Annotated in this window: 15 protein-coding genes, 8 tRNA genes and 5 rRNA genes; all 28 read right to left on the reverse strand. The window is 38.6% G+C overall.

The genetic code is table 11. The annotated features are described in order from the left end of the window. Nucleotides 1-94: 94 nt before the first annotated feature. Nucleotides 95-1,647: ribosomal RNA gene (locus tag QMO72_RS11855) — 16S ribosomal RNA — on the reverse strand. Between the two features lie 247 nt (nucleotides 1,648-1,894). Continuing rightward, a 5S ribosomal RNA gene (gene rrf / locus QMO72_RS11860) occupies nucleotides 1,895-2,009 on the reverse strand. An 81-nt stretch (nucleotides 2,010-2,090) separates the two neighbouring features. Next, a 23S ribosomal RNA gene (locus QMO72_RS11865) occupies nucleotides 2,091-5,012 on the reverse strand. Between the two features lie 285 nt (nucleotides 5,013-5,297). Then, a 16S ribosomal RNA gene (locus QMO72_RS11870) occupies nucleotides 5,298-6,850 on the reverse strand. Between the two features lie 153 nt (nucleotides 6,851-7,003). Continuing rightward, nucleotides 7,004-7,079 (reverse strand) — tRNA-Ala (locus QMO72_RS11875). Nucleotides 7,080-7,097: 18 nt separating this feature from the next. Then, nucleotides 7,098-7,171, reverse strand: a tRNA-Pro gene (locus tag QMO72_RS11880). Between the two features lie 35 nt (nucleotides 7,172-7,206). Further along, nucleotides 7,207-7,283, reverse strand: a tRNA-Arg gene (locus tag QMO72_RS11885). Nucleotides 7,284-7,296: 13 nt separating this feature from the next. Continuing rightward, nucleotides 7,297-7,385, reverse strand: a tRNA-Leu gene (locus QMO72_RS11890). 7 nt (nucleotides 7,386-7,392) lie between these two features. Beyond that, nucleotides 7,393-7,467: transfer RNA gene (locus tag QMO72_RS11895), tRNA-Gly, on the reverse strand. A 14-nt stretch (nucleotides 7,468-7,481) separates the two neighbouring features. Next, nucleotides 7,482-7,554: transfer RNA gene (locus QMO72_RS11900), tRNA-Lys, on the reverse strand. Between the two features lie 6 nt (nucleotides 7,555-7,560). Next, a tRNA-Thr gene (locus QMO72_RS11905) sits at nucleotides 7,561-7,636 on the reverse strand. 13 nt (nucleotides 7,637-7,649) lie between these two features. Further along, a tRNA-Val gene (locus tag QMO72_RS11910) sits at nucleotides 7,650-7,725 on the reverse strand. Between the two features lie 19 nt (nucleotides 7,726-7,744). Continuing rightward, nucleotides 7,745-7,859 (reverse strand): 5S ribosomal RNA (gene rrf / locus QMO72_RS11915). The 16S, 23S and 5S rRNA genes sit together here with 8 tRNA genes alongside, the layout of an rRNA operon. Nucleotides 7,860-8,360: 501 nt before the next feature. Continuing rightward, nucleotides 8,361-9,848 (reverse strand): lysine--tRNA ligase, encoded by a 1,488-nt coding sequence (gene lysS / locus QMO72_RS11920; protein ID WP_103266119.1) that lies wholly within the window; start codon nucleotides 9,846-9,848, stop codon nucleotides 8,361-8,363. A gap of 440 nt (nucleotides 9,849-10,288) precedes the next feature. Next, a complete protein-coding gene (folK, locus tag QMO72_RS11925) occupies nucleotides 10,289-10,768 on the reverse strand; it encodes a 2-amino-4-hydroxy-6-hydroxymethyldihydropteridine diphosphokinase (protein ID WP_103266120.1) in 480 nt (159 codons plus the stop codon). Next, nucleotides 10,768-11,133 (reverse strand): dihydroneopterin aldolase, encoded by a 366-nt coding sequence (gene folB, locus QMO72_RS11930; RefSeq protein ID WP_103266121.1) that lies wholly within the window; start codon nucleotides 11,131-11,133, stop codon nucleotides 10,768-10,770. The genes folK and folB overlap by 1 nt, the downstream gene beginning before the upstream one ends. Continuing rightward, entirely contained in the window at nucleotides 11,111-11,914 is an 804-nt protein-coding gene (gene folP, locus QMO72_RS11935; protein WP_103266122.1) for a dihydropteroate synthase, read from the reverse strand. The genes folB and folP overlap by 23 nt, the downstream gene beginning before the upstream one ends. Before the next feature lie 221 nt (nucleotides 11,915-12,135). Then, nucleotides 12,136-13,068 carry a cysteine synthase A gene (cysK, locus tag QMO72_RS11940; protein WP_046837974.1) on the reverse strand — a complete coding sequence of 311 codons (933 nt, stop codon included), beginning with the start codon at nucleotides 13,066-13,068 and terminating at the stop codon, nucleotides 12,136-12,138. A 155-nt stretch (nucleotides 13,069-13,223) separates the two neighbouring features. Continuing rightward, a complete protein-coding gene (gene hslO, locus QMO72_RS11945; protein ID WP_103266123.1) occupies nucleotides 13,224-14,105 on the reverse strand; it encodes an Hsp33 family molecular chaperone HslO in 882 nt (293 codons plus the stop codon). Between the two features lie 210 nt (nucleotides 14,106-14,315). Continuing rightward, entirely contained in the window at nucleotides 14,316-16,400 is a 2,085-nt protein-coding gene (ftsH, locus tag QMO72_RS11950; RefSeq protein WP_103266124.1) for an ATP-dependent zinc metalloprotease FtsH, read from the reverse strand. Nucleotides 16,401-16,718: 318 nt separating this feature from the next. Continuing rightward, a complete protein-coding gene (gene hpt / locus QMO72_RS11955) occupies nucleotides 16,719-17,258 on the reverse strand; it encodes a hypoxanthine phosphoribosyltransferase (RefSeq protein WP_046837971.1) in 540 nt (179 codons plus the stop codon). A gap of 4 nt (nucleotides 17,259-17,262) precedes the next feature. Beyond that, nucleotides 17,263-18,552, reverse strand: a complete 1,290-nt coding sequence (tilS, locus tag QMO72_RS11960; protein WP_103266125.1) for a tRNA lysidine(34) synthetase TilS — start codon at nucleotides 18,550-18,552, stop codon at nucleotides 17,263-17,265. Between the two features lie 159 nt (nucleotides 18,553-18,711). Further along, entirely contained in the window at nucleotides 18,712-19,110 is a 399-nt protein-coding gene (locus QMO72_RS11965; protein ID WP_046837969.1) for a S1 domain-containing RNA-binding protein, read from the reverse strand. Between the two features lie 100 nt (nucleotides 19,111-19,210). Next, on the reverse strand, nucleotides 19,211-19,609 hold the full coding sequence (locus tag QMO72_RS11970) for an FtsB family cell division protein (protein WP_069822730.1): 399 nt from the start codon (nucleotides 19,607-19,609) through the stop codon (nucleotides 19,211-19,213). Between the two features lie 17 nt (nucleotides 19,610-19,626). After that, nucleotides 19,627-19,890 carry an RNA-binding S4 domain-containing protein gene (locus QMO72_RS11975; RefSeq protein WP_103266126.1) on the reverse strand — a complete coding sequence of 88 codons (264 nt, stop codon included), beginning with the start codon at nucleotides 19,888-19,890 and terminating at the stop codon, nucleotides 19,627-19,629. Further along, a complete protein-coding gene (locus QMO72_RS11980) occupies nucleotides 19,887-21,077 on the reverse strand; it encodes a MazG nucleotide pyrophosphohydrolase domain-containing protein (RefSeq protein ID WP_103266127.1) in 1,191 nt (396 codons plus the stop codon). Before QMO72_RS11980 ends, QMO72_RS11975 begins: the two co-directional genes overlap by 4 nt. Continuing rightward, complete coding sequence (locus QMO72_RS11985) at nucleotides 21,077-22,615, reverse strand: polysaccharide biosynthesis protein (RefSeq protein WP_103266128.1); 1,539 nt, start codon at nucleotides 22,613-22,615, stop codon at nucleotides 21,077-21,079. Before QMO72_RS11985 ends, QMO72_RS11980 begins: the two co-directional genes overlap by 1 nt. After that, nucleotides 22,605-26,108, reverse strand: coding sequence for a transcription-repair coupling factor (gene mfd / locus QMO72_RS11990; protein WP_433963177.1), 3,504 nt, complete (start codon nucleotides 26,106-26,108; stop codon nucleotides 22,605-22,607). Before mfd ends, QMO72_RS11985 begins: the two co-directional genes overlap by 11 nt. Nucleotides 26,109-26,111: the final 3 nt, after the last annotated feature.

Genomic DNA, 26,111 nt, shown 5'->3' on the forward strand with positions numbered 1-26,111 from the left:
TTGAATACTCCGATGAGCATTCAAAACTGAATACAATATGTCAATGTTATCCCTCTGTCATCTTCTAAAGAAGATGTTCCGAATATATCCTTAGAAAGGAGGTGATCCAGCCGCACCTTCCGATACGGCTACCTTGTTACGACTTCACCCCAATCATTTGTCCCACCTTCGACGGCTAGCTCCATAAATGGTTACTCCACCGGCTTCGGGTGTTACAAACTCTCGTGGTGTGACGGGCGGTGTGTACAAGACCCGGGAACGTATTCACCGTAGCATGCTGATCTACGATTACTAGCGATTCCAGCTTCATGTAGTCGAGTTGCAGACTACAATCCGAACTGAGAACAACTTTATGGGATTTGCATGACCTCGCGGTTTAGCTGCCCTTTGTATTGTCCATTGTAGCACGTGTGTAGCCCAAATCATAAGGGGCATGATGATTTGACGTCATCCCCACCTTCCTCCGGTTTGTCACCGGCAGTCAACCTAGAGTGCCCAACTTAATGATGGCAACTAAGCTTAAGGGTTGCGCTCGTTGCGGGACTTAACCCAACATCTCACGACACGAGCTGACGACAACCATGCACCACCTGTCACTTTGTCCCCCGAAGGGGAAGGCTCTATCTCTAGAGTTTTCAAAGGATGTCAAGATTTGGTAAGGTTCTTCGCGTTGCTTCGAATTAAACCACATGCTCCACCGCTTGTGCGGGTCCCCGTCAATTCCTTTGAGTTTCAACCTTGCGGTCGTACTCCCCAGGCGGAGTGCTTAATGCGTTAGCTGCAGCACTAAGGGGCGGAAACCCCCTAACACTTAGCACTCATCGTTTACGGCGTGGACTACCAGGGTATCTAATCCTGTTTGATCCCCACGCTTTCGCACATCAGCGTCAGTTACAGACCAGAAAGTCGCCTTCGCCACTGGTGTTCCTCCATATCTCTGCGCATTTCACCGCTACACATGGAATTCCACTTTCCTCTTCTGCACTCAAGTTTCCCAGTTTCCAATGACCCTCCACGGTTGAGCCGTGGGCTTTCACATCAGACTTAAGAAACCGCCTACGCGCGCTTTACGCCCAATAATTCCGGATAACGCTTGCCACCTACGTATTACCGCGGCTGCTGGCACGTAGTTAGCCGTGGCTTTCTGATTAGGTACCGTCAAGATGCGCACAGTTACTTACGCATTTGTTCTTCCCTAATAACAGAGTTTTACGATCCGAAAACCTTCATCACTCACGCGGCGTTGCTCCGTCAGGCTTTCGCCCATTGCGGAAGATTCCCTACTGCTGCCTCCCGTAGGAGTCTGGACCGTGTCTCAGTTCCAGTGTGGCCGATCACCCTCTCAGGTCGGCTATGTATCGTCGCCTTGGTAAGCCATTACCTTACCAACTAGCTAATACAGCGCGGGTCCATCTATAAGTGATAGCAAAACCATCTTTCACTATAGAACCATGCGGTTCTATATGTTATCCGGCATTAGCTCCGGTTTCCCGAAGTTATTCCAGTCTTATAGGTAGGTTACCCACGTGTTACTCACCCGTCCGCCGCTAACTTCAAAGGAGCAAGCTCCTTATCCGTTCGCTCGACTTGCATGTATTAGGCACGCCGCCAGCGTTCATCCTGAGCCAGGATCAAACTCTCCATAAATGATTATGATGTTTGATTAGCTCATAAAATACTAATTTGTGTGTTATCTCTAACACGTTTGAACCAACAATTTAATGTTGTGTTCGGAATTAACGTTGACATATTGCGATTCAGTTTTCAATGTTCATTTCTTCAACACAAGAATTAATTTTACAGGTTTTGACTTAGAAAGTCAATAACTTTTTTAAATTAAATTGTAAAAGGGTAAAACTTCCATAAAAAAACGACCCGAAGGTCAAAATGGACTGCCTGGCAACGTCCTACTCTCGCGGAACGTAAGTCCGACTACCATCGGCGCTAAAGAGCTTAACTTCTGTGTTCGGCATGGGAACAGGTGTGACCTCTTTGCCATTGTCACCAGACAATGAAATGTATGAAATTATACATTCAAAACTAGATAGTAAGTAAAATTTAAAAGTTACCAATCAAAACTGGTTTAATATTTGATTAAGTCTTCGATCGATTAGTATTCGTCAGCTCCACATATCGCTATGCTTCCACCTCGAACCTATTAACCTCATCATCTTTGAGGGATCTTATAACCGAAGTTGGGAAATCTCATCTTGAGGGGGGCTTCATGCTTAGATGCTTTCAGCACTTATCCCGTCCATACATAGCTACCCAGCGATGCCGTTGGCACGACAACTGGTACACCAGAGGTATGTCCATCCCGGTCCTCTCGTACTAAGGACAGCTCCTCTCAAATTTCCTACGCCCACGACGGATAGGGACCGAACTGTCTCACGACGTTCTGAACCCAGCTCGCGTACCGCTTTAATGGGCGAACAGCCCAACCCTTGGGACCGACTACAGCCCCAGGATGCGATGAGCCGACATCGAGGTGCCAAACCTCCCCGTCGATGTGAACTCTTGGGGGAGATAAGCCTGTTATCCCCGGGGTAGCTTTTATCCGTTGAGCGATGGCCCTTCCATGCGGAACCACCGGATCACTAAGTCCGTCTTTCGACCCTGCTCGACTTGTAAGTCTCGCAGTCAAGCTTCCTTATGCCTTTACACTCTATGAATGATTTCCAACCATTCTGAGGAAACCTTTGAGCGCCTCCGTTACTCTTTAGGAGGCGACCGCCCCAGTCAAACTGCCCATCTGACACTGTCTCCCACCATGATAAATGGTGCGGGTTAGAAATCCAACACAGCGAGGGTAGTATCCCAACAACGCCTCCACGTAAGCTAGCGCTCACGTATCAAAGGCTCCTACCTATCCTGTACAAGCTGTGACGAATTTCAATATCAGACTACAGTAAAGCTCCACGGGGTCTTTCCGTCCTGTCGCGGGTAACCTGCATCTTCACAGGTACTATGATTTCACCGAGTCTCTCGTTGAGACAGTGCCCAAATCGTTACGCCTTTCGTGCGGGTCGGAACTTACCCGACAAGGAATTTCGCTACCTTAGGACCGTTATAGTTACGGCCGCCGTTTACTGGGGCTTCGATTCGTAGCTTCGCCGAAGCTAACCACTCCTCTTAACCTTCCAGCACCGGGCAGGCGTCAGCCCCTATACATCACCTTACGGTTTAGCAGAGACCTGTGTTTTTGATAAACAGTCGCTTGGGCCTATTCACTGCGGCTCTCCTGGGCGTTAACCCTAAAGAGCACCCCTTCTCCCGAAGTTACGGGGTCATTTTGCCGAGTTCCTTAACGAGAGTTCGCTCGCTCACCTTAGAATTCTCATCTTGACTACCTGTGTCGGTTTGCGGTACGGGCACCAAAATTCTAGCTAGAGGCTTTTCTTGGCAGTGTGAAATCAACGACTCGAGGAAAAAATTTCCTCTCCCCATCACAACTTGACCTTAAGAGTACCGGATTTGCCTAATACTCAGTCTTGTTGCTTGGACGTGCACTCCAACAGCACGCTTCGCCTATCCTACTGCGTCCCCCCATCGCTCAAAACGAATTTTGGTGGTACAGGAATATCAACCTGTTATCCATCGCCTACGCCTATCGGCCTCAGCTTAGGACCCGACTAACCCAGAGCGGACGAGCCTTCCTCTGGAAACCTTAGTCAATCGGTGGACGGGATTCTCACCCGTCTTTCGCTACTCACACCGGCATTCTCACTTCTAAGCGCTCCACATGTCCTTGCGATCATGCTTCAACGCCCTTAGAACGCTCTCCTACCATTGTCCTACGGACAATCCACAGCTTCGGTAATATGTTTAGCCCCGGTACATTTTCGGCGCAGTGTCACTCGACTAGTGAGCTATTACGCACTCTTTAAATGATGGCTGCTTCTAAGCCAACATCCTAGTTGTCTGGGCAACGCCACATCCTTTTCCACTTAACATATATTTTGGGACCTTAGCTGGTGGTCTGGGCTGTTTCCCTCTCGAACACGGACCTTATCACCCGCGTTCTGACTCCCAAGTTAAATTGATTGGCATTCGGAGTTTGTCTGAATTCGGTAACCCGATAAGGGCCCCTCGTCCAAACAGTGCTCTACCTCCAATAATCATCACTTGAGGCTAGCCCTAAAGCTATTTCGGAGAGAACCAGCTATCTCCAGGTTCGATTGGAATTTCTCCGCTACCCACAACTCATCCGCTCACTTTTCAACGTAAGTCGGTTCGGCCCTCCATTCAGTGTTACCTGAACTTCAGCCTGGTCATGGGTAGATCACCTGGTTTCGGGTCTACGACCAAATACTCAACGCCCTATTCAGACTCGCTTTCGCTACGGCTCCACATTTACTGCTTAACCTTGCATCAAATCGTAACTCGCCGGTTCATTCTACAAAAGGCACGCCATCACCCATTAACGGGCTCTGACTACTTGTAAGCACACGGTTTCAAGTTCTATTTCACTCCCCTTCCGGGGTACTTTTCACCTTTCCCTCACGGTACTGGTTCACTATCGGTCACTAGAGAGTATTTAGCCTTGGGAGATGGTCCTCCCGGATTCCGACGGAATTTCTCGTGTTCCGTCGTACTCAGGATCCACTCAAGAGTGAACAAACTTTCGACTACAGGATTATTACCTTCTTTGATTCATCTTTCCAGATGATTCGTCTAATTTGTTCTTTTGTAACTCCGTATAGAGTGTCCTACAACCCCAACAAGCAAGCTCGTTGGTTTGGGCTCTTCCCGTTTCGCTCGCCGCTACTCAGGGAATCGATTTTTCTTTCTCTTCCTGCGGGTACTAAGATGTTTCAGTTCTCCGCGTCTGCCTTCGAATATGCTATGTATTCACATATCGATAACACGACATAACTCGTGCTGGGTTTCCCCATTCGGAAATCTCTGGATCAAAGCTTACTTACAGCTCCCCAAAGCATATCGTCGTTAGTAACGTCCTTCATAGGCTTCTAGTGCCAAGGTATCCACCGTGCGCCCTTAATAACTTAATCTTTTTTGACTTTTAACACGACGAAGTCGGTTAAAAACCCAAAATGTTATTAATCTGTGAGTGTTCTTTCGAACACTAGCGATTATTTCTTTTTGAATTCAAGCTTATTTAAAACTCTAATTCACTCGGTTTTTCTTGGTAAAATCTATATATTTTACTTACTTATCTAGTTTTCAATGTACAAATTATGCACTGAATACTCCAATGAGCATTCAAAACTGAATACAATATGTCAATGTTATCCCTCTGTCATCTTCTAAAGAAGATGTTCCGAATATATCCTTAGAAAGGAGGTGATCCAGCCGCACCTTCCGATACGGCTACCTTGTTACGACTTCACCCCAATCATTTGTCCCACCTTCGACGGCTAGCTCCATAAATGGTTACTCCACCGGCTTCGGGTGTTACAAACTCTCGTGGTGTGACGGGCGGTGTGTACAAGACCCGGGAACGTATTCACCGTAGCATGCTGATCTACGATTACTAGCGATTCCAGCTTCATGTAGTCGAGTTGCAGACTACAATCCGAACTGAGAACAACTTTATGGGATTTGCATGACCTCGCGGTTTAGCTGCCCTTTGTATTGTCCATTGTAGCACGTGTGTAGCCCAAATCATAAGGGGCATGATGATTTGACGTCATCCCCACCTTCCTCCGGTTTGTCACCGGCAGTCAACCTAGAGTGCCCAACTTAATGATGGCAACTAAGCTTAAGGGTTGCGCTCGTTGCGGGACTTAACCCAACATCTCACGACACGAGCTGACGACAACCATGCACCACCTGTCACTTTGTCCCCCGAAGGGGAAGGCTCTATCTCTAGAGTTTTCAAAGGATGTCAAGATTTGGTAAGGTTCTTCGCGTTGCTTCGAATTAAACCACATGCTCCACCGCTTGTGCGGGTCCCCGTCAATTCCTTTGAGTTTCAACCTTGCGGTCGTACTCCCCAGGCGGAGTGCTTAATGCGTTAGCTGCAGCACTAAGGGGCGGAAACCCCCTAACACTTAGCACTCATCGTTTACGGCGTGGACTACCAGGGTATCTAATCCTGTTTGATCCCCACGCTTTCGCACATCAGCGTCAGTTACAGACCAGAAAGTCGCCTTCGCCACTGGTGTTCCTCCATATCTCTGCGCATTTCACCGCTACACATGGAATTCCACTTTCCTCTTCTGCACTCAAGTTTCCCAGTTTCCAATGACCCTCCACGGTTGAGCCGTGGGCTTTCACATCAGACTTAAGAAACCGCCTACGCGCGCTTTACGCCCAATAATTCCGGATAACGCTTGCCACCTACGTATTACCGCGGCTGCTGGCACGTAGTTAGCCGTGGCTTTCTGATTAGGTACCGTCAAGATGCGCACAGTTACTTACGCATTTGTTCTTCCCTAATAACAGAGTTTTACGATCCGAAAACCTTCATCACTCACGCGGCGTTGCTCCGTCAGGCTTTCGCCCATTGCGGAAGATTCCCTACTGCTGCCTCCCGTAGGAGTCTGGACCGTGTCTCAGTTCCAGTGTGGCCGATCACCCTCTCAGGTCGGCTATGTATCGTCGCCTTGGTAAGCCATTACCTTACCAACTAGCTAATACAGCGCGGGTCCATCTATAAGTGATAGCAAAACCATCTTTCACTATAGAACCATGCGGTTCTATATGTTATCCGGCATTAGCTCCGGTTTCCCGAAGTTATTCCAGTCTTATAGGTAGGTTACCCACGTGTTACTCACCCGTCCGCCGCTAACTTCAAAGGAGCAAGCTCCTTATCCGTTCGCTCGACTTGCATGTATTAGGCACGCCGCCAGCGTTCATCCTGAGCCAGGATCAAACTCTCCATAAATGATTATGATGTTTGATTAGCTCATAAAATACTAATTTGTGTGTTATCTCTAACACGTTTGAACCAACAATTTAATGTTGTGTTCGGAATTAACGTTGACATATTGCGATTCAGTTTTCAATGTTCATTTCTTCAATGGTTATTAGATATTAATGGTGGAGACTAGCGGGTTCGAACCGCTGACCTCCTGCGTGCAAAGCAGGCGCTCTCCCAGCTGAGCTAAGCCCCCATATCATTTTTAAAAGAGTCGGGAAGACAGGATTCGAACCTGCGACCCCTTGGTCCCAAACCAAGTGCTCTACCAAGCTGAGCTACTTCCCGTACAAAATTCAGTTGAACTACACTAATTTTAATAATGGTGCGCCCGATAGGGGTCGAACCTATAACCTCTTGATTCGTAGTCAAGTACTCTATCCAGTTGAGCTACGGGCGCTTTATTAAAATAATGGTGCCGAGGACCGGAATCGAACCGGTACGGTAATCACTTACCGCAGGATTTTAAGTCCTGTGCGTCTGCCAGTTCCGCCACCCCGGCAAAATAATGGAGCAGAAGACGGGATTCGAACCCGCGACCCCGACCTTGGCAAGGTCGTATTCTACCGCTGAACTACTTCTGCAACATGGAACTGAATGAGCCATAGAGGATTCGAACCTCTGACCCTCTGATTAAAAGTCAGATGCTCTACCAACTGAGCTAATGGCTCATGAAATGGTGCCGGCCAGAGGACTTGAACCCCCAACCTACTGATTACAAGTCAGTTGCTCTACCAGTTGAGCTAGGCCGGCTATTAAATTGAAATGGTGGAGGATGACGGGTTCGAACCGCCGACCCTCTGCTTGTAAGGCAGATGCTCTCCCAGCTGAGCTAATCCTCCGAATTAAATTATGTATAAAGCCTGGCAACGTCCTACTCTCGCGGAACGTAAGTCCGACTACCATCGGCGCTAAAGAGCTTAACTTCTGTGTTCGGCATGGGAACAGGTGTGACCTCTTTGCCATTGTCACCAGACAAAATAACTTACTCAACTAATGATACAATGTTTAATGATCATTTGCAATAGTCAATTTTACACTATGTTAATGTTTTTTACATTGTGTTTACGCTGAGTGTTGCGTTTGTCATCACTTGTTTTTGACGACTTTATTATGATAATTCATTTTCTCTTTTAAGTCAATACCTTTTATTAATTTTTATAAATTAATATTGGATTACTGATTCATCGTACTTGTCTTGTTTCGTTTCCTTAACTCGACTTGAATAAGTTTATCATATAGAAAGACCATATGCTATACCTTTTTTAGTATATTTTTATATTTTATTAGTATTATATTACTTAATTGTATCTTATTACTAAATTAAATTGCTTATTACTTGTATAATATTCATATTCCCTCTATTTTTCGAAGATATTTAGCTATTAAAAAGAAAAAAACAGATCAAGTGCTTTATCCCGACGCTACGGAATATTCAGCATTTGATCTGTTCAAGTTGAGTTATATTATTAAAATCCTATTTTTGTCTCATATAAGGGAACAGTAATACATCGCGTATAGAAGCTGAATCAGTAAGTAACATTACTAATCTATCGATTCCGATACCTAAACCACCCGTTGGCGGCATTCCGTATTCTAATGCTTCGATAAAGTCTTCGTCCATTTCATGCGCTTCATCATTACCCTGTTCTTTTTCTACTAATTGAGCTTCAAATCTTTCTTTTTGATCAATCGGGTCATTTAACTCAGTAAAGGCATTACCGTGTTCTCTACCTACAATAAATAATTCGAAACGATCAGTGAATCTAGGATCCTCTGGGTTTTTCTTAGCCAATGGTGATATTTCAATTGGATGTCCATAAACAAATGTCGGTTGGATCAATGTTTCTTCAACTTTTTGTTCAAAGAATTCATTTAATATATGACCATATTTCATGGTACTAGTTATTTCTATACCATGTTCTTTAGCTAACGTTTTAGCTTCTTCATCGCTTTCTACCTCAAAGAAGTCTACACCTGTAGCCTCTTTAACAGCATCAGCCATGTGGATTCGTTTCCAATCGGATTCTAAGTCTATTGTTTCTTCTCCATAGCTGACTTTGGCAGAACCAAGTACTTTTTCAGATATATGTCTAATCATATTCTCAGTTAAATCCATAATGTCATGGTAATCAGCATAAGCTTCATATAATTCAATCATAGTAAACTCAGGATTATGTCTTGTTGATACACCTTCATTTCTAAATACGCGTCCAATTTCATAGACTTTTTCTAATCCACCAACAATTAAACGTTTAAGATGTAATTCAATCGCAATACGCATATATAATGTAGCATCAAGTGCATTATGATGTGTAACAAATGGACGGGCAGCAGCTCCACCAGCAATTTGGTGCATCATTGGCGTTTCTACTTCTAAGAATCCCGCTTCATTTAGGTAACTTCTCATTTCTTGTAATATTTTACTACGATTAATAAATGTCTGTGTACTATCTTGGTTTGTGATTAAATCAAGGTAACGTTGACGATAGCGCTGTTCAATATCTTGCAAACCATGGAATTTATCTGGTAGCGGACGTAAGGATTTAGTTAATAATGTAAATGATTTAGCTTTAACAGATAATTCACCTGTATTCGTTTTGAACATTACACCTTCTATACCAACGATGTCCCCAAGGTCAGAAGCATTCCACAATTCAAATTGCTCATCGCCTACTTGATCTTTTCTCACATATATTTGAATTTGGCCAGATAAGTCTTGAACATGTGCAAATCCAGCTTTACCTTTACCTCGTTTAGTCATTAAACGGCCTGCTATACTTACATGACTTTCTTCTTCTTTCTCATGTAATTCTTCTTTTGTAAATTGATCCCAGTCCTCATGTAATACTACTGCAGTTGAGGTACGTTCAAACTTTTGTCCAAATGGATCGATTCCTAAATCGTATAATTCTTGTAATTTTTGACGGCGGACTTGCATTTGGTCATTCATTTCTTCTGACATAACTGTCTCTCCTTTATGCTTCTTGTTCTACTTTTTCATTATCTTTTGCATTTATTTCTTTTTGAAATTCTTGGAGTATATCTATTATTTGTTGTCCTGTCTCAGCTTGGTTCAAAGCTTTTTAGACTTATCGTTACCACGAACGTCTTTAAGATACCATGAAGCATGTTTACGTATTTCCATTGTGCCAACCGTTTCATACTTCAATTCTACTAGACGGCGCAAATGTAATAAAGCAATTTCATCTTTATCTTCAACTATAGGTTCACCGATAAATCATCCTTGGCTTCCTTAACACTTCTCTCGCAATCATAACTAATGTGGATCTTGGACGTTACTGGTTTGTTCACACGTTCCACAACTGCAGACACCAGCCATAGGAGCAAGAACTACACTATGATTTATCTCTACACCTCCAATTTCCACATATTTATTACATCTCAATCTTTATACTTCCTTACTGAATTATCTGTCATCACTAAATTTCCAATTTTATTATTAGAATGAGGTTCAATAACATCTGCTGCTATATCATTTAAAGGAATTAATACAAATGCACGTTCCAACATACGTGGATGCGGCACAATTAAATCTTCTTCTTCGATAATCTGATTACCATATAATAGAATATCAACATCTAAAGTCCTTGGCCCCCACCGTATGTCTCTCACACGATATAGTTGCTGTTCAGTATTGAGACACACTTGTAATAAGTCGTGTGGTTTTAAAGTAGTTTGAATCTCAACACATTGATTTAAAAATTGTGGCTGATCCACATAACCTACTGGCTCTGTTTCATAAATTGGTGATTTTTGTGTAACTTGAACACCTTCATATGTATCTAAAATACGAATAGCTTCTTCAAGTTGTACTTCTCTATCTCCAATGTTACTTCCTAATCCTAAATATGCGTATATCATTAGTGATTCTCCCTCACTATTTCAACCCCAACACCATCATAATGTCCTGGTATAGGTGGATTTTCTTTAGTGATTCTAACTTTCGTTTCCATTACACGATTATAGTGTGAATTTATACGTTTTGCAATACGTTCAGCTAGATGCTCTAATAAATTTACAGGAGGCCCCTCCATAATGTCTTTTACATCATTAAAGACTTCTCCATAATGAACTGTATCAGCCACATCATCAGAATGACCTGCAGTATGCAATTCTACTTTCATAGTTATATCTACAATAAAAATTTGCCCAATTTCATTTTCAGCTTTAAGGGCGCCATGATAACAGTAAAACCTCATACCATTAAGAAAAATCGTGTCGCTCATTATCATTCTCCTTTAAATAATCCATGCTTTGTCCTAAACGAACATTTAATACGACGTTGTGTACTCTGACAGCTTTTATACCTTTCATTATACCATATGCCGTAGTTGCAGCAGTTGCTTCGTCTCTTTCGATAGGTGTTGTTTCTGAATTTATCATTTCTTTAATAAATCTTTTTCTACTCGTCGCTAATAGTACAGGATATTCCGTGGCAACAAGTTCATCTAATCGAGCCATAACTTCCTTCTCTTCGTCGCGTGTCTTAGCAAAGCCAATACCAGGATCAATCCACACTTTATCCTTAGGTATTCCCTTCATCTCAGCTATATTAGCTTGTTTTAATAAGTAAACTAACATCTCATCAACTACAGGTTCTGACCTTTCACCATTTCCATTATGCATTAAGACAATTTCAGCTTCATATTCGGCCACGACATCAAAGATACGTTCATCATATAGCCCTGCCCATTGATCATTAATCATCGTAGCCCCAAACTTCAATGCAGCTTCAGCTACTTCACTTCTATATGTATCGACTGATAGTGTGACATCAAGATCTTTCAATGCTTTCACAACAGGAATCACTCTATTCATTTCTTCTTCCACACTAATTTCATCATAACCAGGACGTGTGGATATACCACCGATGTCAATAATATCAGCACCTTCATCAACCATTGCTTTCGCTCTCTTAACAGCACTTTCCACAGTATTATATTTACCACCATCTGAGAAGGAATCCGGAGTTACATTTAATATCCCCATAATTTTTGTGTGCGCCATATTCATTCTTCTTCCTTTCATTTTATAAAATGATTTTCGCCCAGTCATTCTTATTACTATTCTATAATAACGTTATTTATTATTTTTTTCAGTACCCAATACTTAAAATCATTGTCTGCCCTGTTATTCATACTACTATAATGCTTAGAAACTTAAAAAGAGCAAAATAAATACCGGCCACACAATAAAAATGTGTCCGGTATTTATTGAATTCTCATATTTTAGTCTTCGAAAGAATATAATGGCGTTGAAAGATAACGTTCACCATTACTTGGTAATACAGTCACAACTGTTTTACCTTTACCAAGTGATTTAGCTTTTTCAATCGCCGCATAAATTGCCGCTCCTGAAGAAATACCACCTAAGATACCTTCTTCTTTAGCTACTTTACGTGACATATCCATAGCAGTTTCATTACCTACTTTGATAATTTCATCATAAATATTTGTATTTAATGTGTCTGGAATAAATCCTGCACCTAAACCTTGTAATTTATGCGGACCTGGTTCTCCACCACTTAAAACAGGTGAATCTTCAGGTTCAATTGCTACAAGATTAATATCTGGATATTTTTCTTTTAAAACTTTTCCAGCGCCACTTAATGTTCCACCAGTACCTACACCAGCTAAGAATGCATCAATTGTTTGGCCATCAAATTGTTCCACTAATTCAGGACCTGTTGTTAATTCGTGTACACGAGGGTTAGCAGGGTTTTCGAATTGTTGCGGTTCATAGTAACCAAACTCTTCTTTTAATTCTTTAGCTTTTTTGATAGCACCTTTCATCGCTTCCGAACCAGGTGTTAACACAACTTCGGCGCCATATGCTTTTAATAAGTTACGGCGTTCTTGACTCATCGTTTCAGGCATAGTGAATACAGCTTTGTACCCTTTAGCTGCACATACGAAAGCAAGACCGATACCTGTATTACCACTTGTAGGTTCAACAATCGTATCACCTGGTTTAATCTTACCTGCTTGTTCAGCTTCTTCAATCATTGCTAAAGCGATACGATCTTTTACAGAACCGCCTGGATTTTGATATTCAAGTTTTACATATACGTCTGCTGCATCTTCTCCCACAACGTTGTTTAACTTAACTACCGGTGTATTACCGATTACTTTTACGATATTATCTACTGGTTTACTTGTCATAAGTATTGCTCCTTTTCATTAAAAAGTTTTAAAAACCTACTTTTTCTATCGGATATACTTTTATTTTATCAGATTTTTCTGTAAATACAACTATGAAACCCGAATTTATATATATTACTTTAATTAGAAGTTTATTCCCATTTATTGTAACCGTTTTACTTTATTTTTTCTAATAATTCCTGTAGTTCACTTTCAGAAAATTGATATTTTGTTCTACAGAAGTGACATTCTGCTTCAGCGCCTTTATCTTCATCAATCATACTTTGAATTTCAGCTTCTCCCAATCCTTTGATTGCATTCAAGAATTTTTCATGTCCACAGTTACATTCGAATTTTGAAGATAATTCATCTAAAATTTGTACATTTTCTTCACCCAAAATTTCAAAAAGAATTTCTTCTGGAGATAAACCTTGTTCAATTAATTTTGAAACTGGCTTCATATTATTAATTGCATCTTCCAATTTGGTAATTGTTTCTTCTGCTGCTCCTGGCATCACTTGTATAATAAACCCACCTGCGGCTTTAATTGTGTTATCTGGATTCACAAGTACACCTAAGCCAACTGAGGATGGGACTTGTTCACTTTTAGCGAAATAATAAGTGAAGTCATCACCTAATTCACCAGATACCAATTCACTAGAACCGGAAAAATAGTCTTTCATACCTACATCTTTAACTACAGTCAATGAGCCACTATTACCTACAGCACGACTTACGTCTAATTTACCCATATCATTTAATGGAAAATGGGTTTGCGGATGCGTCACATACCCCCTAATATTGCCTTGTGCATCTGCATCAGCAATAATCTTTCCAATAGGTCCATGACCATCAACCGTTACCGTAAGTTTTTGATTGTCATTTAACATAGCGCCCATCATAACCGTTGCTGTCATCGTACGCCCTAGTGCAGCTGAGGCAGTTGGCCATGTATAATGTTTTGTTTGTGCTTCTTGAACACTGTCTGTTGTCCATGCGCTATAAGCACGAATTTGCCCTCCAAATGCTAATGCTTTAACTATATAATCATTCGTCATTTTTATTTCTCCTTTTAACGTTATCTCATTTAAATTTAAGTGGTTATTTCGCATTGAATATTTTTCATTATTTCAATTCAATTTATTGTACTGGTTACTATAAAAAAATGCTAAACATTTGTTTGACAAAACTTTCCAGATTGTACTCAGCAGAAAAAAGCTCTTCCTACTATCAATATGATAGCAGAAAGAGCAATTTATGTTCAGTCATTAATTTCTATTACTTGGATCATTTGGGTTGCTTGGGTCACTTGGTTTATCGATATTAGGTGGTTGTTCATGACCTGTTTGTTCTGTGTCATTGTCCTGTCTATCCTCATCTTGTGAATTTCCACGACCTTCTTGTCCATCTTTACTTGATTGTTCTTGACGAACATCTTCATAAGATTTACCGTATTTACCTTCATCGAAGTTATCATCTTTGTTTTGCACGACTTCTGCGCCATCGTAATCAACTTCTGGTAATACGCCATCATAGAATAATGAATGGATTTGTTCAGCTACTAATGTTTCTTCTGTCAATAATGACTCAGCAATTAGTATCAATTGTGTTTTGTGTTCTATAAGGATGTTTTTACAACGCTCATATTGTTCTTTAATAATACGTTGCACTTCTTTATCAATTTCATATGCAATCTGTCCAGAATATTCTGGCTCACCTTGCATATCTTTACCTAAGAAGACTTGTCCATTACTACTGCTGGCAAATTGAATTGGGCCAAGTTTTTTACTCATACCATATTCTGTAACCATCTGACGTGCAATTTGTGTTGCACGTTCAAAGTCGTTAGATGCACCTGTTGATACTTCATTAAAGTTAATATCTTCAGAAACACGTCCACCAAGCAGACCACAAATTTTATCTAATAATTCTGGTTCAGTCATTAAGAAACGATCTTGTTTTGGTAACATCATAGCATAACCGCCAGCTTGGCCACGTGGTACGATTGTAACTTTATGCACGATTTCTGCTTCATCAAGTACCATACCAATAATCGTATGACCAGCTTCATGATGTGCTACAATATTACGTTCTTTTTCTGAAATAACACGTGATTTTTTAGCTGGACCTGCAATTACTCTATCTGTCGCTTCTTCTATATCACGCATGTCGATTTTCTTCTTACCTTCACGAACTGCTACTAATGATGCTTCATTAAGAAGATTTTCTAAATCGGCACCAGAGAAACCAGGTGTTCTTTGAGAAACAGCTTTTAAGTCAACTGTTTCATCAAGTGGTTTGTTCTTAGAATGAACATGAAGAATAGCTTCACGTCCTTTTACATCTGGACGACCTACTTGGATTTGTCTATCGAAACGACCCGGACGTAATAAAGCTGGGTCTAAAATATCAGGACGGTTAGTAGCAGCTATCATAATGATACCTTCATTTTCACCAAATCCATCCATTTCAACAAGTAATTGGTTTAACGTTTGCTCACGTTCATCATGTCCGCCACCGACACCAGCGCCACGTTGACGACCAACCGCATCAATTTCATCTATAAAGATAATACATGGTGCATTTTTCTTAGCGTTTTCGAACAAGTCACGTACACGACTTGCACCGACACCCACAAACATCTCAACAAAGTCTGAACCACTGATTGAGAAGAAAGGTGTACCTGCTTCACCAGCAACTGCACGTGCTAATAACGTTTTCCCTGTACCTGGAGGGCCAACTAATAGCACACCTTTTGGAATTCTTGATCCCATTTGTTTAAATTGCTTATTGTCTTTTAAGAAATCTACTATTTCAATTAATTCTTGTTTTTCTTCATCTGCACCAGCTACATCTGAGAAGCGTACACGTTTTTTCTGACTGTCGTACATTTTTGCTTTGGATTTACCAAAGTTCATCATACGACCGCCGCCACCGCCGCCACCTTGAGCTTGGCTAAGGAAGAATATAAATAATAGAGCAATAATTAATACTGGAATTAATGTTGTTAAAATACTAACAAACACACTTTGTTTTTCTTCTTCTTTAACTGTAAAATTCAATCCATCTTGACTTTGTGCTTTATCCGTTATTTTTTCGAGCTCTTTATCGTTGTTATATAAAATTGTTGAAGAATAATCTTCACCTTTTTTCGTTTTCCCACTTACCATATACACATTTTGTTCAGGTTGGATTTCAAGTGATTTTAAATCACCTTTATCTAATTGCTTCACAAATTGGTTATATGTAAGTTGCTTTGGCATATTCCCATTTCCGTTGAGCCACGAAAACAAACCAAAGATAATAACGCCAATGATTGCGATAACTAGCACATTACGAAAGGCCTTCTGCATGCGTCGTTTCCTCCTACTTCAATAATAAAACTAACAAAAATTGTAACACAAAGCGCCGGTTTTAGGCTAGTATTTCAACTTTTGCGTTGTGTTTACAATTCTTTATGTTTTATATTTAATTTTAGTTCTCATTTTACTTTAAATATGACTAAAAAGCGCCCATTAAGTTAAAGTATTTTTGATATTTTAAAGCTTACCTAAGTTTATGTATTAAATTTAAAATGTTTTTAGCATATTTGTACTATTTCCATTTAACCATTTAAACTGACTTGAACTTATAGTATATAACAACTTTTCCCACGAATAAATTGTATTGCTTTAGTTTGAATAGATTTCTGGTTTCAATGTGCCAATATAAGGTAAATTTCTATAATTTTCAGCGTAATCTAAACCATAACCCACTACAAATTCGTCTGGAATTTTTTTGCCTACGTATTTAGCTTCGATATTGGCTTTACGACGGTTAGGTTTATCAAGTAGTGTAACAATTTCAAGTGAGTTTACACCACGAGATTCAAGTAATTTAGTAATCGACTTCAAAGTAGTACCCGTTTCCAAGATATCTTCAATTATTAATACATCTTTATTTTCAATAGATGAACTTAAATCTTTTAAAATTTGAACTTCTCCTGTTGATTCAGTCCCACCGTGATAACTTGAAACATCCATGAAATCTATAGCTAAATGCGTATCGATATGTTTAATTAAGTCTGCCATAAACATTACAGAACCTTTTAAAATCCCAATACAAACTAACGGCTTTCCACTATACGACGCTGTAATTTCAGCACCTAAATCCTTACAAATTTGTTCAATATCTTCTTCTGATAATAATACTTCTTTTAAATCATCTCTCATAATTTCATTCCTCTCCCGTATTTCTTATAAAAATTAATTGCTTATATTTTTGCTTTAAAAACAACGTTCCAACAGCAATGATTTCATTATGTGCATTTACAATAATAGGCATTTCATCACGTTCAGATTGTATCACCTTTTTATCAATAAACAATCGGCTCACCTTTTTGTGTCCGGCCCTGCCATTGAGTGCAAATTTGTCTCCATCTTTTCTCGTTCGTACAATAAGCGGAAAACAATCTAAAGGAACATGCTTAGTCACTTGGATAGTATAGTGACCAAAATTGTAAATCCCTTGCTGATTAATCTTTGTTGGTTGTAGCTTTGCTTCATAATTTGCCATTATGATAAATTTATCATAAGCTATATGAATTATCCATTTATCTGTTGTATATAATGTAGTTTGTGACACATTTTCAGCCAGTTGTTTGAACCATTCATCATATGTTTTTTCAGTGATTGTTCTGTCGAGAGACACTATTTCAAAGACTTTATCCAATACTGCCATTTTCACAGCATGGCGCAAATTTAAAAATTGACTCCTCGAAACCAAAATTTTAGTATTCTGTTGACAAAACTCTACTGAATTATCAACAAATTGGTGTGCTTCATTTCTAATAACTTCTAATTGTTCGTCATGCCAGTCCTTTAATTTTAATAATTGTTCTGTCGAGAGATGTTGATTCGCTTCAATTTCGGGTAAAATTCGATTGCGAATGTCATTTCTAACATAATGATTTTCAGCATTAGTTTCATCTTCATAATAGGGAATTTGATATCGCTCTTGGTAATTACGAATTTCACTTTTAGCAATGGTTAACAGTGGTCTGTATAAACTATAATGACCTCTCAATGCATGTTGTGACATACCTAAACTACTTCTAGTGGAACGACCCGTCATGAGTCTATAAAATATCGTTTCGATTTGATCATCTAAATGATGCGCAGTGAGTAATACATCTGCATTTAATTTCAACATCATCTCATCAAACCATTGATATCGTGCATGTCTAGCTTCACTCTCAATACTATTTCCTTTTGCAATCACACTAGATAAATCAAGATGATGAACATATAATGGTATGTCATGTGTAGCGCAAAATGCTTTAATAAACGCTTCTTCTTCTGATGCAACGGAACGTATATGATGATTCACATGCAAACAAGTTAACTTCGCATATGAATGCTTTAAGCGTGAAATGAGTTGATGTAACAACGCCATACTGTCAATACCAGTAGAAACTGCTAATACGACGTGATTATTTTCAGACCATCCTTCAGTGTTAACTTTCAATACTTCTACCTCCCGTACAAAACACTACTTTAGCTTTTTCCTATTATTAAAGTACTATTGCAAATATACAATAAAAAAGAGACTGTTTCCTTCAGAAAGAAAACAGCCTTAGATTGTTATGCACTCGCTCAATTTTGAAACATATGTGGGTTATGCTTATTAGCGTTTAGCGCCTTTTCCACCACGTCTAGATTCCGTTTGACGTTTAATAGAAGTTAATTTATCTTCACTATCTTTCAAGAAATTTGTTAATTTCTTCTCAAAATCTTCACCTTTTGGTTGAGGTGGTTTGTGACTCGGTTTACTTTGAGGTTTACGCGGACGATCTTTTGCTTTCTTAATTGATAAACTAATTTTTCCATCATCAGCAATTGAGAGCACTTTCACTTCTACTTCATCACCAACAGATAAGTGATCTTCTACGTTTTCTACGTAATTATCTGCAACTTCACTTATGTGAACTAAGCCACTTTTTCCTTCAGGAAGTTCGACAAAAGCGCCAAACTTTTTGATTCCTGTGACTTTACCTTTAAGCTTGTTTCCTATTTCGATTGACATATTGTAAATAAATCCTCCCGATTTGTTTCGATTTTAACCTTATTATATGCCTGTTTGCATAATTTAACAATGGTATTATGATTCAAAAAAATAAATTTTGTTATTTATCTTGTTTGGCAGATTTGGATTCTGCTTTTGACTTATCGTCTGGTAGTTTAAAAACCACTTCTCCATCATTACTTAAATAGTAATCATCTCGAGCAACTTTTTCTATATAACTTTTATCATTAAGGTTGTTCAATTGTTCTTTTAATGCAAGTTCTTCATCTTGTTGTTTTTGATATTTTTCTTCTTTGTGTTGACGCTCGACTGCATCTTCACTATTACTTTGCTTTTGAGTGACAAGCATTATGGATAAAATGATAATAATAGCTAGTAAAATACCACCAAATAATGTGATACGTTTACGTACAACACGTCTTCTCATTCTCTGCTTTTGTTTCTTTTTATTCTCAGCAGAAGTAAACGTATTTCCTATATTTTCTACTTTTTTACTCATAGCTTGTCACCTCCTGTTTAATTTCCACTAACTTTTTCTTCTTTAACTAATTCGTACATGCCTTTCGCATTTTCTTTCGTTGCATGTTCACTTAATCCAGTTACGTTTATAGTTACAATTTTCTGTCCAAATCTAATTGTAAGTTCATCAGTCACTTTAACGTCTGTTCCCGCTTTTGCAACCGAACCATTCACAGTCACACGCCCTTGATCACTGATTTCTTTAGCTAATGTGCGACGTTTCACTAATCTCGATACTTTGAGGTATTTATCTAATCTCATATTCCTTCTCCTCCTTGCTCCAAAAGACGTTTTAAAGCATCTTCGTCTAACGACATATTTTTTGTTTTATCATACAACTTCAAGAAATGCTCTGCAAATACTTTTTCGAATTTTACTCGTTGTATTTTCCCCTCTTTTGCTTTTGCATCTGCCCAAATATTTTTTAAATCATCTATATCTTGTGCATCTGCGTCACCAAAAATATGAGGGTGTCTACGTATCATTTTAGCTGAAAGGCTTTCAATGACCTCGTTAATATCAAGGTACCCTTCTTTTTTACCAATACTTGTATGCAATAATACTTGTAAGAGTATGTCACCTAATTCTTCAATAATATGCCAATCGTCCTCATTATCGATGGCTTCAAATAATTCAAACGACTCTTCCAATAAATAACGTTTCAACGTATGATGTGTTTGCACTTTATCCCATGGACAGCCTTGTTCTTCATCCACAAGCTGGTCTATGATATTGGCTGCAAAATAGAAATCGCTGTAGTAAGACGCTTCTAGCTCAACTTTAGGAATCAAGACGCTAGTTAAGTTACTAAAAATTGATGCATAATGATCTAATTCAAATAATGGTGTCTCAATAACATTTGCATCGTTGTTTTTTGCGCCATCTACGATATACACGATTTGTTCATCATCATACTTTTCCATTAACGTCACTTTTAAATCGCCTGCCGTCATGGGACTATATACTTGAGTTATAAGTGTATGCGTACGAATATTTAATTGATTCGCTTTTATTGCTGTTGCATCTAGCATTGTAAAGCCGTCATTAGGATCTATTTTAACCGCTTCAAAAATATCATCAATAAAGCTTTTGCCACCTAAAACTTCAATTTGAATATCGTTATGCGCCTTTGCATATGCTTCTAATTTCACAGTCGTTGTTTCAGCCACTCGAGGATGACCAGGCACTGTATAAACAACATTTTCGTGCTGCGAAGCTGCTATTAAATTTTTTACTATACTATCATAAACATCATCAAACGATTTGTGTGCTTCATATTGAGCGTCAAAACTTCGAAATTCTATATCTTCTTTCAATTCGTTAATTACAGGGTGGTCTAATGTTCGCGTATATACTGTCGATTGTTTTTTTAAGTATTTATATATACCTAAAGGTAAATCATCAAGACCATAGTTCCCTAATCCTACAATTGTAATATGACGTGCCATTAGTGTTTCCCTCTTTTCATATGATATAGCTTATTACCAAAAGGCAAATGCTTTAACTCTCTATAACTTAATAATTGTAAATGAATCGTAGCAAATAGGATGACTAGCACGCCTATAGATGCCGCTATCAATAATTCTATCAAACCACCCATACGCCCATGTGTTGGAATAAGCCACATCGTCACTTGTACAGCTATAGATAACATAAGCATAGTTAATATCAATTTAAGTACAAATTTTCGCATAGTTTGAAATTTATAATGTTTTAATACGTTAAAATGCAAAATAAGCGTAAATAAGATTAATGATATTACTGTACTCAAACTACCACCTAGCATCAATAGATGAGGTATTAATATAACATTAAGTAAAATTTTACTGATAACACCAATCGTAAAAGCTAATAAGACTACGCGCACTTGTTGTTTCACTTGTAGCAATGCAATATCCATCATGATAAGTGAGACACATATCACTGTAAGCATATAGATAGCTAATGTCCCTGTTAAACTATCATTTTTAAAAAATACAGTGTTCATAACCGGCAATATGTTAATTAATCCCACTCCTGCAGCAACACTAAACATAACCGTAATCTTAATAGACGCATTTGCATAACGATTAGTTAGGATATCGTGCTTCTCTTTTATTGCTTCTGTCAGTAAGGGGATAAGCACGAAACTAAATGTAGTCGTTACAATCAATCCCATTTGTATAAAGGAAGCACCTCTATCATATATCCCTTTTTGGGTCGCTGCTTGTCGGAAATTCAAGCCTGTACTTTTTAACGCATGTAATACAGTGAAGCTATCTACTACTTGCCAGACAATAACAATCAGTTGACTGACTGCGAAAACGATAATTGCCAATGCGAGTTTTCGCCATTCAATATTTGACTGAGCATCTGGTCTTGTCAGTTTAAACGGCTTTTGTTTTATTAGAAATATACTAGAAGCTAAAAATCCTGCAGCCGAACCTGCAATTGCTAAAGTACCTGCAGCATATATCGACCAGTGTTGCGTCATAAATAATACAACAGCTATCATTATAATCGATACACGTACAAATTGCTCAATCACTTGTGATAATGCAGGTGCATTCATCAGTTTTTGTGCTTGATAGTAACCTCTATATACACCTAATATTCCAATAAATAAAAAACTAAAACTGGCCGCTCTAAGCATTGGTGTCAAGTTGATATCACCCATTAACAAGGCGACCCATTTGGCACTTACAAGTAAAATCAAGAAAAACGCAGCACTAATCATTTGTAGGGTTATCAATACTTTCGTATATTGTTTCGCTTGACCTACAGTATCAAATGATTGTGTAACTGCACTCGGAATCGCATTCATTGTCAAAATAACACCTAAAGCAACAATAGGATATATTTGTTGATATGCGTATAACCCTTCATCACCCAATATATTTTGATATGGTACGCGATAAATAGCACTTAAGATTTTCACTATAACAAGCGCTAAAGTCAGTGCAACTACGCCATTAAAGGCCGCATGTTTATCAGACTTAGACTTCATCTACTATAACCATACTTTCTTCTAAACATTTAGCTAAGAATTTCAAATTATCTAACCATGCGCCTGTTTTATTTAATGTTAATTTCATTTTACCATCTTGTACGCCAACTTTCATTGTACGACCAAGTGGTTGCGTTTGTTTGAACAATGTTTCTCCGTTAATATCTGTCGTTCCTTTTTCGGATAAATAAATCTCTACTTGTTTATTAACATCTTTAATTGCAGTGACACCTGCATGTAATGCATGCACTTTAATTTCCATCATATCTAACAATCTCTCAACTTCTACAGGATAATCATTGAAACGATCTATTAACTCATCTTTGACATCCATCAGTTGATCTTGTGTCTCGATTTTACGTAATTTTTTATAAATTTCAATTTTCGCTTGTTCATTTTGAATATATTCAGCTGGTAAATAAGCATCGATATTAAGTTCTATTTCAACTTCTGGCGCATCTTCAGTTTCTACTGTTACACCGCGTTTTTCATTAACTGCTTCTTCAAGCATTTGAGAGTATAAATCAAAACCAACAGAGTCGATAAATCCATGTTGTTGCTTTCCTAATAGATTACCCGCACCACGAATATTCAAATCTCTCATAGCAATTTTAAATCCTGAACCTAATTCAGTAAATTCTTTAATTGCTTGCAAACGATCTTCTGCAGTTTCAGTCAATACTTTATTAGTTGGGTGCAAGAAATATGCATAGCCGATACGACTAGAACGACCTACGCGTCCTCTCAATTGATACAGTTGGCTAAGGCCAAAACGATCTGCATCTTCAATGATAAGCGTATTTGCATTAGGGACATCTACCCCTGTTTCAATGATAGTGGTCGTTACAAGAATATCATATTCATGATTGATAAATCCTAGCATCGTTTCCTCTAAATCGCCCTCACTCATTTGGCCATGCGCTACACCAATGTTCGCATCAGGCATTAACATTTGTAACTGTTCACGTTTCTCATAGATAGACTGCACTTTATTATACAGATAAAAAACTTGTCCTTCACGTGATACTTCTCTTTCTAGCGCTTCTTTTATAAAGTTTGTATTTTGTTCTAACACATAGGTTTGTACTGGAAATCGATTTTCTGGTGGTGTTTCAATAACAGATAAATCACGTACACCTAACATACTCATATGCAATGTGCGTGGAATAGGTGTCGCTGTCAACGTCAAGACATCCACATTGGTTTTAAGTGATTTAATTCTTTCTTTATGACGTACACCAAAACGCTGTTCTTCATCCACAATAAGTAGCCCTAAATCCTTATAGTGGATGTCTTTGCCAAGTAATTTATGTGTTCCTACTACGATATCAACAAAGCCTGATTTCAAACCTTCTTTCGTCTCTTTAACTTCTTTAGTCGTTCTAAAGCGACTTATCAGTTGAACTTCAATGGGAAAATCTTGCATGCGTTCTATTAATGTTTCGTAATGTTGTTGGGCAAGAATTGTCGTTGGAACTAAGAAAGCAACTTGCTTACCTTCCATGACAGCTTTAAACGCAGCTCGAACAGCTACTTCTGTCTTGCCATAACCAACATCACCACATAGCAATCTATCCATTGGACGTTCTATTTCCATATCCTGTTTAATTTCATCAATGGATTTACTTTGGTCAGGCGTTAGTTCATATGGGAAATCCAATTCAAAATCATTTTGTTCAGCCGTATCTGGCCCATACTTATAGCCAACAGACATTTCACGCTCTTTATATAAATCAATTAGTTCATCTGCAATGTCCTCAACACTTTGCTGTACTTTAGCTTTCGTTTTTTTCCAATCTGTACCACCAAGTTTGTTTAATTTTGGTGATTTGTCTTCTGAGGCCACATATTTCTGCACTTGATCCATTTGGTCTACAGGTACAAATAACTGATCGGTACCTTTGTATTGCAATTTGATATAATCTTTATGAACGCCACTTACTTCTAAAGTTTCGACTCCTAAATATCTACTCACACCATGATGAACATGTACAACATAATCTCCAACTTTTAAATCCTGATAAGACTTGATCTTCTCAGCATTTGTGAGTGCTTTTTGCTGTTTTGGCTTTTTCTTCTGTTTAGATTTAAAAAGTTCACGTTCTGTAACGACAACAAGTTGCATATAAGGCAATTCAAACCCCTCTGACAGGCTGCCTTCAGTAATAATTGCACTTCCACCATTGCTACGATGACTTGGGGTATCGATAAATGTCGGTATATGCATTTCATTTAGCATCTCTTGTATACGTTCTTTTTTCACTTCAGTTTCTGCCAAGACGACTACTGTATAATCATTTTGAATATAGCGCTGAAATTCCGAACGCATAATATCATATTGTCCATAAAATTGTTGTACAGGTTTACACGAAAACTTAATAATTTCGTTTAACTGAACCGGCATAGTTGCTGTGAATAATGTGAAATAAGTTAGCGGGTGGGATTTGAGTAATGTCTCGAATCCATCATATTGTAAAAAGCTTTGCCCGATAAATCCCTTACCACTTTCTATTAAATTCTGTATAAAGTCATCCGCTTCCGTTAAAAGTGATGTTTCACTTTCTTTAACTCTATTATATTCATCAATCGCTACGATAGCATCATTTTTAAAATAATCTATAATCGTCGCTGGTTGTTCATACATAAATGCTACTAGGCGACGCAAGACTTGATGATCCAATATTGATGATTCATAGAGTTGGAAACTATCATAAGTTTCTTTTAACTCCTGACGAACGGATTTATCTATTTTAGGGCGTGTATGTTCATACGCTTCTTTAAGTTTTAACTTTGTATGTTTTAAGACGTTATCCGTAATAATATAATCACTAGCTGTAGTTATATTTACCGAATCTATATTCCCCTCTGACCTTTGGGTTTCCACATCAAAATCACGTATTGAATCTATTTCAGTATCAAATAATTCAATCCTTACTGGTTTACCAATAAGTGGATAAATGTCTATAATTCCACCTCGTAATGAAAATTCTCCTATGTGTGAAACGACACTTTCTCTACGATATCCCATGTTCACCAGTTTGTTTAAGAGGGTATCCGTATCAATATCGTCACCTACCGATAATGACAATTGATGGGATTTCCACATTTCTACAGGGGTAAGCCATTTTTTCAAACCATTTAATGGTACGATAAATAACCCTCTTTTTTCTTGAGCAAGCGCCGTCAGTGTACGTACACGCTCACTCATAAATTGAGGGCTTTGCGTTGAAAATTCTTCAGTCATGATATCTTGCATTGGATATTTATATATATCTTCTGCATCTACAAATTGTGATAAATCACTTTCTAACTTATCTGCTTGATATAAATTGTTGGTCACAACTAATAATTGTTTTGAAGTATGCAAAAACTTTTCAGATATAATTGTTGCCTTAGCCGCCGAAGACAGCCCTGTTACTAAAACATTCTCTTTGCCAAATACTGCGTCTAATTCTTGATAACGCTTATCTCCATTTATATATTCTGTAATTATTGA

Origin of the sequence: Staphylococcus casei, assembly GCF_030294405.1 — a bacterium.
GTDB lineage: Bacteria > Bacillota > Bacilli > Staphylococcales > Staphylococcaceae > Staphylococcus > Staphylococcus succinus.

Excerpts from the sequence above, each read along its gene's own strand:
- lysS (WP_103266119.1), bottom strand. The coding sequence starts at position 9,848 with ATGTCAGAAGAAATGAATGACCAAATGCAAGTCCGCCGTCAAAAATTA.
- folK (WP_103266120.1), bottom strand. The coding sequence starts at position 10,768 with ATGATATACGCATATTTAGGATTAGGAAGTAACATTGGAGATAGAGAA.
- folB (WP_103266121.1), bottom strand. The coding sequence starts at position 11,133 with ATGAGCGACACGATTTTTCTTAATGGTATGAGGTTTTACTGTTATCAT.
- folP (WP_103266122.1), bottom strand. The coding sequence starts at position 11,914 with ATGGCGCACACAAAAATTATGGGGATATTAAATGTAACTCCGGATTCC.
- cysK (WP_046837974.1), bottom strand. The coding sequence starts at position 13,068 with ATGACAAGTAAACCAGTAGATAATATCGTAAAAGTAATCGGTAATACA.
- hslO (WP_103266123.1), bottom strand. The coding sequence starts at position 14,105 with ATGACGAATGATTATATAGTTAAAGCATTAGCATTTGGAGGGCAAATT.
- ftsH (WP_103266124.1), bottom strand. The coding sequence starts at position 16,400 with ATGCAGAAGGCCTTTCGTAATGTGCTAGTTATCGCAATCATTGGCGTT.
- hpt (WP_046837971.1), bottom strand. The coding sequence starts at position 17,258 with ATGAGAGATGATTTAAAAGAAGTATTATTATCAGAAGAAGATATTGAA.
- QMO72_RS11965 (WP_046837969.1), bottom strand. The coding sequence starts at position 19,110 with ATGTCAATCGAAATAGGAAACAAGCTTAAAGGTAAAGTCACAGGAATC.
- QMO72_RS11970 (WP_069822730.1), bottom strand. The coding sequence starts at position 19,609 with ATGAGTAAAAAAGTAGAAAATATAGGAAATACGTTTACTTCTGCTGAG.
- QMO72_RS11975 (WP_103266126.1), bottom strand. The coding sequence starts at position 19,890 with ATGAGATTAGATAAATACCTCAAAGTATCGAGATTAGTGAAACGTCGC.
- QMO72_RS11980 (WP_103266127.1), bottom strand. The coding sequence starts at position 21,077 with ATGGCACGTCATATTACAATTGTAGGATTAGGGAACTATGGTCTTGAT.
- QMO72_RS11985 (WP_103266128.1), bottom strand. The coding sequence starts at position 22,615 with ATGAAGTCTAAGTCTGATAAACATGCGGCCTTTAATGGCGTAGTTGCA.